General features: G+C 66.9%; 3 protein-coding genes. 2 read left to right on the forward strand and 1 reads right to left on the reverse strand.

Annotation, left to right across the window (positions count from 1 at the left end; all coding sequences use genetic code 11):
* Nucleotides 1-244 precede the first annotated feature (244 nt).
* The gene (locus ACK5KK_RS15395) at nt 245-532 is read left to right on the forward strand and encodes a hypothetical protein (protein ID WP_416890964.1); all 288 of its coding nucleotides are present in this window, start codon (nt 245-247) and stop codon (nt 530-532) included.
* Nucleotides 533-644: 112 nt separating this feature from the next.
* Nucleotides 645-872, forward strand: coding sequence for a hypothetical protein (locus ACK5KK_RS15400; protein WP_416890965.1), 228 nt, complete (start codon nt 645-647; stop codon nt 870-872).
* On the opposite strand, the gene ACK5KK_RS15405 is transcribed toward ACK5KK_RS15400, so the two are convergent.
* Entirely contained in the window at nt 869-1,357 is a 489-nt protein-coding gene (locus ACK5KK_RS15405) for an SRPBCC family protein (protein ID WP_416890966.1), read from the reverse strand. The genes ACK5KK_RS15400 and ACK5KK_RS15405 overlap by 4 nt on opposite strands.
* Between the last annotated feature and the right edge of the window lie 170 nt (nt 1,358-1,527).

A 1,527-nucleotide genomic window follows, 5' to 3' on the forward strand; every position in this document is an offset into this window, starting at 1 on the left:
CCGTCTCGCTCTTCAACGCGGTCGGGGAAACGTGGGACTGGGTCCCGTTCTACGCCGTCGCGATCGGAGTCGAAGTGCTCCTGCTCGCCTTCATCCTGCGCACCGCCTGGGCCTGGCCCCGCCGAGTTACTCGGCGGCATCCCGTGTCACGAGGCGTGTGAGATTCCGCCGCTGCACGGATGAACGGCATCCATGAATTCCAATATCGTTCATAGTGGAATCTCTACATTCCAAGGTGGCGATCATGGTGACCCGTGTGTCTGCACGACAGCAGCGCCTGCTGCGTCAATTCGGCGCGAACATCCAGCGGTGGCGGAAGCTGAACAAGGTCACAGCCAACGACCTCGCCCAGCAAGCCTTCGTCAGCCGCAAGACGCTTCGCGAGATCGAGGCCGACACCGGCACGTCGATGATGGCGGTGCTGGGCGCGCTCGGCATCGCCGACACCGTGGTCAGTGCCGCCAACCCGTACAACTCCGAGATCGGCCGCCTCCGGATGGACGCGATCGTCAAAGCCGGCGGTGACGTGTGAGCGCCGCAACGTCGGCCGCAGGGCGCCTCTTCGACGTCGAGGTCTACCTGACGGGTTTGACGACGCACCCGTGCGGCTCGGGTCGCTCCGGCCCTCGTTCACGGGTGGCCGCGTGCCCGCCGACTCATCGTTCCAATACGACACGGCGTACCTGGAGCGTCCCGACAGCTATCCTGTCTCGCCGGAGCTCGCACTGCACCCCAGCCGCACCTACACCGGCGAGGACCAGAGCCTGTTCGGAGCGTTCTCGGATGCGGCGCCCGGTGAGTGGGGCCAGAAGCTCATCGGCGCCTTCGACGAGGATCAGCTCAGGTTCGCGCTGACGGCGCCCGTCGGCTAAGGCGCTCCTCCACCGGCATCCCGGACCGATGCCAGCACGACCTCGTCGCGGCATCCGCGCGCGAATCCGGCGATGCGCCGGTCGATGTCGCGCTGCAGCACGCGGCATCCGATGGCCTCGGCGAGAGGGGCCAACCACCGCGGTCGGCAGCGGAAGCTGTACTTCCAGGTGGCTTTCGTGGCCCCCTCTGCCGCCGCGAAACGCCAGCCGCCAGCGAGGTGGGAGAAGAACCACGGGCCGCGCACCATCTTCATGCCGACGTTCGTCGGCGGTGCGTAGGAGACGTATTCGCTGACCACACCGAGCCCCCAGCGGTGGCGCGTGTGGGTCTGCACGCCGACGGCGGGGTCGGTCGCGCCGTCGAGGAAGTACTGGCGGCGGATGAACGAATCCCACCGCAGCCGCACCTCACCCGTCGTCTGCGCGACCGCGAACGCGGTGGCGGGATCGACCGGGACCACCACGCTCGAGGTGACATTGGGCATGGTGCGACCCTACGCCGGGCTCCGTGTACTCCGTCATCCGGGGCGGGACATCATCCAGAGTCGTCCTATATAGGAGGACACCGATCACCTTTGTCTCGTGAATGTGACGAATGCGGGCAAGCGCGGAGTGACAGGCTCAGCAGCGCTACGGATCGCACGGGAGTCGGTCC

Source organism: Microbacterium sp. (assembly GCF_047972865.1).
Classification (GTDB): Bacteria; Actinomycetota; Actinomycetes; order Actinomycetales; family Microbacteriaceae; genus Microbacterium.